The organism is Anabaena subtropica FACHB-260 (assembly GCF_014697105.1).
GTDB lineage: Bacteria > Cyanobacteriota > Cyanobacteriia > Cyanobacteriales > Nostocaceae > Trichormus > Trichormus subtropicus.
This window is the reverse complement of the sequence record NZ_JACJRF010000090.1, coordinates 1-5,108: the sequence shown is the minus strand read 5'-3', so window position 1 is coordinate 5,108 and position 5,108 is coordinate 1. Positions and strand designations below refer to the sequence as shown.

Below are 5,108 nucleotides of genomic sequence, written 5' to 3'. Positions count from 1 at the left end.
GATTATGAAGTGTATTCAGAGGTAAGTGAAGCCATGATTTATGGTTCCTTACTTCGTCTCATGGTTAGGCGATTGTCTATTTAATATTTACTTTACGAATCAGCTCTAAACAAGTCCGTGCAGTAATTCTCAAGTACCAGCTAGGAGGTAAAGATGACACTTCATTATAAAATTACTATCTACTGGAGTGAAGAAGACCAAGCATTTATAGCCGAAGTCCCAGAATTACCTGGATGTGCTGCTGATGGTGAAACTTATCAAGAAGCATTACGAAATGTAGAAATTATTATGCAGGAATGGATTGAAACTGCTCAAGAATTAGATCGTCCAATTCCAGAACCAAGAAAGCGTTTGATGTCTGCTTAATTCACAAGGGCGATCGCCTACTGAGCAATCATAAAATTAGTGTTAGCGCAGCTTACCGAAAGTATAAACTGCTAAGAATAATTGAAAATTCCTCAATCTACTTTTTGCAACTGTGCTACTCTGGGGTCAATAATTTTTTGTCCCAAACTAGAGAATTTGATTGCTACAGAAACTTTATTTCCTGCTCCGAAAACGTGAGTTATTTCCCCAATTCCAAAGCTTTTGTGTAAAACTCTGTCGCCTACTTGCCAATCTTTGTTTGTGCTTTGCTTGCTATTAGTTGGCGTTGCAGTTTTGGTATAAGTCCGGACTTGGTGTTGAGTGGTTAATAGTTCTGCGGGTAATTCGTCGAGAAATTGCGATCGCATGGCGGGTTCTCGTGAACCGTACAAGCGGCGTTCGCGGGCGAAGGATAAATACAACCGTTCTTGGGCGCGGGTAATCCCTACGTAACACAGGCGGCGTTCTTCTTCTAAGGCTGCGGGGTCATTCATGGAACGGTAGTTGGGGAATAATCCCTGTTCTAAGCCTACCAAGAAGACTACAGGAAATTCTAAACCCTTGGAAGCGTGTAAAGTCATTAAAGAAACGGCTGTTTGTCCTTCCTTGAGGTTATCTAAATCGGAACTGAGAGCTGTACTTTGCAGAAAAGCTGTGAGAGAAACATCTTCATTTTCTTCTTGAAATTGCAGCACAGCGTTGTAAAGTTCTTGGACGTTTTGGATACGGTCTTCTGATTCGTCTGTACCTTGACTTTGTAAATCTTGGACGTAACCAGAATCTTCTAGAATCCCCATAACTATCTCCGTCACTGGGGTTGTGGTAATTTGTTCTTGCCAACGGCTGATCATTTGAGCAAAGTTATTTACCCCTTTTGCCGATCGCCCAGCTAATGTATTGACTGATGTTTCATCACTTAATATTTCCCAGAGAGTTGTACCTAGTTGTTGAGCCGCATTGGTTAAGTTGTCGATGGTGGCTTTACCAATACCACGGCGGGGAGTGTTGATGACTCGTAGTAAACTGACTGTATCTGAGGGGTTAGCGATCGCTCTTAAATAAGCTATGACATCTTTAATTTCTTTGCGGTCATAAAATTTCATCCCACCCACGACTGTATAAGGAATTTGATTCCTGACTAATAATTCTTCAAAGGGGCGAGATTGGGCGTTGGTACGATACAAAATAGCAAAACTACCCCAATCCAACTCAGGGTTTTGATGTTCTAATGTGCGAATTTGTCTAATCACAAAATCAGCTTCGGCTAGTTCATCATCTGCTTTGTGACAATAAATTTCTTCACCTGCTCCCCTTGTCGCTTTGAGGACTTTATCTATTCTTTGGGTATTATTCTCAATTAGTTCGTTAGCTGCTTGAAGAATATTTTCACAAGAACGATAGTTCTCTTCTAACTTCACCATTGTCCGCGTATCTTCATCCGGCAAAGCATCACCAAATTGATTCTGAAATTCCAGCAAGATAGTAAAGTCTGCCATTCTAAAGCTGTAAATAGATTGGTCTGCATCACCTACGACAAATACCGAGCGATTTTGCCAATTCCATTCACTTTTTCTATCTTCAGCATTGGTTGTCAACAAGCGAATGAGGTCGTATTGAGTGCGGTTTGTATCTTGATATTCATCTACCAGAATATGACAAAATTTCCGATGCCAGTAACCCAAAACTTGCTCATTTTGTTGAAATAATCTTGTAGGAATTAAAATTAAATCATCAAAATCAAGAGCATTATTTTCTGCTAATTTGTCTTGATAGCGATTATAAACATCAGCAATTACCCTACCGCGATAATTGGGTTGGTCTGTTTCAAATTCCTGTGGTGAAAGACCTTGGTTTTTGGCATTACTAATGGCGTAACGCACAGAACGAGGCTCAAACTTTTTATCGTCTAAGTTTAATTGTTTAGTAACAATTTCTTTGATCAGACTCTGTACATCGGATTCATCAAAGATGGAAAAATTACGATTCCATTGTCGCCCTTTTTCGTCTTGGTATTTATCGATATCGAAGCGGAGAATGCGAGAAAATAAACTGTGGAAAGTACCACACCACAGGTCTTTGATGATAGTTTTGTAAACGCGCGATCGCAGTTTAGTTTGTTCGTATTCTGGCAGCAAATCCAAACGCTGTCCATGTTCGCTCATCGCCAACTGTTCAGCAAACAGCTTTTGAATCCGTTCTTTCATTTCCCGTGCAGCTTTGTTGGTAAAAGTTACCGCCAAAATGTTTTCGGGAGCAACACGGTGTTTGAGAATTAAATTCGCAATCCGATAAGTCAGCGCTCGTGTTTTACCAGAACCAGCGCCAGCCACTACAAGCAAGGGGCCGCAGTAGTGTTCGACGGCTTGGCGTTGGCTGGGGTTAAGATGGCTGAGAAAGTCAGTTGTCATTAGTCATTCGTCATTGGTCATTAGTCATTAGGGGAGTGAATAATGATTCTCTTTGTTTCGCCATCCACTTACCTCCTTCATCTACTCTACCTTTAACTTTGCTCCTTAAGTGGCAGATAAACGGTAAAAGTAGAACCAACTCCTGGTTGACTATTTACTAAAATTTCGCCCCCCATCATGTCGCAAAAGTGACGGCTAATAGCTAAACCTAGTCCAGTACCGCCATATTTTTTCGTTGTTGAAGTGTCGCCTTGAGTGAAGGGTTGAAATAACTGTTTTTGTTGACTGAGCGACATCCCAATACCTGTGTCGCTAACCATAAAACTAATCATCCCAAAAGGAGCTTCTGGTGATAAATCTTGTTTCTCTCTCTTGACCGCCAGTTTTATTTTACCGTTACTAGTAAATTTAGCAGAATTACTGAGGAGGTTTAATAATACCTGCCGCATCCTGGTTTGATCTGCGTACATTGTCCCCAGATGCTCATCACAATATATTTCTAAGATGTTGCCATTTTTTTCTATAGCTGGTTTGACGGTTAAGACAACGTTATTGATGAGTGTGACAATGTCAAATGTCTCTGGATAAAGCGTCATTTTACCCGCTTCAATTTTCGACACGTCGAGGATATCGTTAATTAGTTCCAGTAAATGTCTACCAGCAGCATTGATAGTTTCTAGGTCACTGGTAAAGTCTCCTGATAAATTCAGGTCGCCTGCATCCTCTTTTAACAGTTGGCTTAAACCAATCACAGCGTTTAATGGTGTACGTAACTCATGACTAACATTTGCTAAAAATACACTTTTTGCTTTACTGGCTGCTTCGGCTTGTTCTTTGGCTTGTTCTAGTTCTTTGGTGCGCTCAGATACTCGCTCAATCAACCGATTTAGGGATTTAGCGAGTAAGCCAATTTCGTCTTCAGTGGTGACGGGAGCGCGTAAATCAAAATTCGGTTTGCGGGCTACTTGTTCCGCTACTTGGGTGACAGTAATTACCGGTTCGGCGATCGCTCGACTGGTTCGCCATGCGACAATGGCAGCGATCGCCACTGACACCAGCATACTTCCCATGACAATTAGTCTTTCTACACCTTTAGCTTGTTCAACATCTCTTTGTCGTATCCTCTCTTTTGATTCAGCAGTTTGTAAGATGTTGGATAGTTTTTTTGATAGCTGCTCTAACTGCATGGCTGTATCACCACGCATAATTTCTAGTAACCGTGTTCTGACTTCAGTAGCTTGTTGTGGTGGTACAGGCTGCTGAATGTCTTGTAATACAACATCTATTTGCTTGATGTAGGATTCTAAATAAGATCTATAGTCTTGTAATAAAGCCTGTAAGTTAGCACTAGTTGCGGCTAAGTCTTTGGGTCTGCTATCTATAAACTTGGCTATTTTTGCCTCTAAAGTCTTAGCTTTATCTACATTCCTCAAGAACTCCGCTTTTTTGACTGGTAGATGTTGGGGATCTTCTAAAAATGCCACAATGTTGGAGCTATACAACTGCGCCCCAATGACAGCATCTTTGTAATCAGTCAATAATTGTCTTTGTTCTTGAGCTTGATTAAATACCCTAATTTCTCTACCTCGATAGTAGTTGGCAATGACCAACCCAGTGAGTGAGCCAAAAAAGCCAATTCCAATAGCCACAAAGTAGCCGTAACCAATTTTTTGATGGATACGCCAGGAACTAGCTTTGAGTTTCCCTCGAGAAGGAAATTCTATGGTTGGGAGTTCGTCTGTCGATGTTGATGGCTCTTCTAATGACACTTTTTTGCTGTCTGAACTGCTGTCAACAGGGATCGGCTGCTGAGTTTGCATCCCTCAAATCTCCTTACCCTCCCGCAAAAATCATTAAATCAGATGCACTTATATAAATATCACAAATGTTAATAGACACTTATATTATTTTTTTTGCTAGGAATCATCAATAATTGCTCTTTAGATAATTCACATGAGTTCATTGCATTTTAGTAATTTTGATATGAATGTTTACATGGTGACTTGATAGCACCAAATAACAAGCACTTTGTTGATTTTTTAGTAGTTTCCCTGAGTTTTTGTAAGAGTTTAGCCCGTCCTGATAACAAAACACTAGACTCCAGACTCTAAGCTCTCAACTCTCTGGCATAAGTAATGCTGGAAAAGAAAATCTTCAGCAATTGGTTTCTATTCTAGTTGACAAACCAACTTAACAACCAATGAGATACCACATACTTTGGTAAATTACGCCTAATGTGAATTAAGAAAAAAGGCGGGAGAAGTAAGAAGATGAAAGTTACCAGCTTCTCAAATCAAACTTCCCCCATGACTAGCATAAACTTTGGAACGCTAT

Annotated in this window: 3 protein-coding genes; 1 reads left to right on the top strand and 2 read right to left on the bottom strand. The window is 40.4% G+C overall.

Annotated features, from left to right (window positions below):
• The first annotated feature begins 153 nt into the window (after nt 1-153).
• Nucleotides 154-366: a type II toxin-antitoxin system HicB family antitoxin gene (locus H6G18_RS24365; RefSeq protein ID WP_190409665.1), complete on the top strand. Its 213-nt coding sequence runs from the start codon at nt 154-156 to the stop codon at nt 364-366.
• Between the two features lie 92 nt (nt 367-458).
• Here H6G18_RS24365 and pcrA read toward each other — a convergent pair whose 3' ends face one another.
• Both pcrA and H6G18_RS24355 read right to left on the bottom strand, forming a co-directional pair.
• Nucleotides 459-2,774, bottom strand: coding sequence for a DNA helicase PcrA (gene pcrA, locus H6G18_RS24360; RefSeq protein ID WP_190409664.1), 2,316 nt, complete (start codon nt 2,772-2,774; stop codon nt 459-461).
• A 92-nt stretch (nt 2,775-2,866) separates the two neighbouring features.
• On the bottom strand, nt 2,867-4,594 hold the full coding sequence (locus H6G18_RS24355; RefSeq protein ID WP_190409663.1) for a sensor histidine kinase: 1,728 nt from the start codon (nt 4,592-4,594) through the stop codon (nt 2,867-2,869).
• Between the last annotated feature and the right edge of the window lie 514 nt (nt 4,595-5,108).

Excerpts from the sequence above, each read along its gene's own strand:
- H6G18_RS24355 (WP_190409663.1), bottom strand. The coding sequence starts at position 4,594 with ATGCAAACTCAGCAGCCGATCCCTGTTGACAGCAGTTCAGACAGCAAA.
- H6G18_RS24365 (WP_190409665.1), top strand. The coding sequence starts at position 154 with ATGACACTTCATTATAAAATTACTATCTACTGGAGTGAAGAAGACCAA.
- pcrA (WP_190409664.1), bottom strand. The coding sequence starts at position 2,774 with ATGACAACTGACTTTCTCAGCCATCTTAACCCCAGCCAACGCCAAGCC.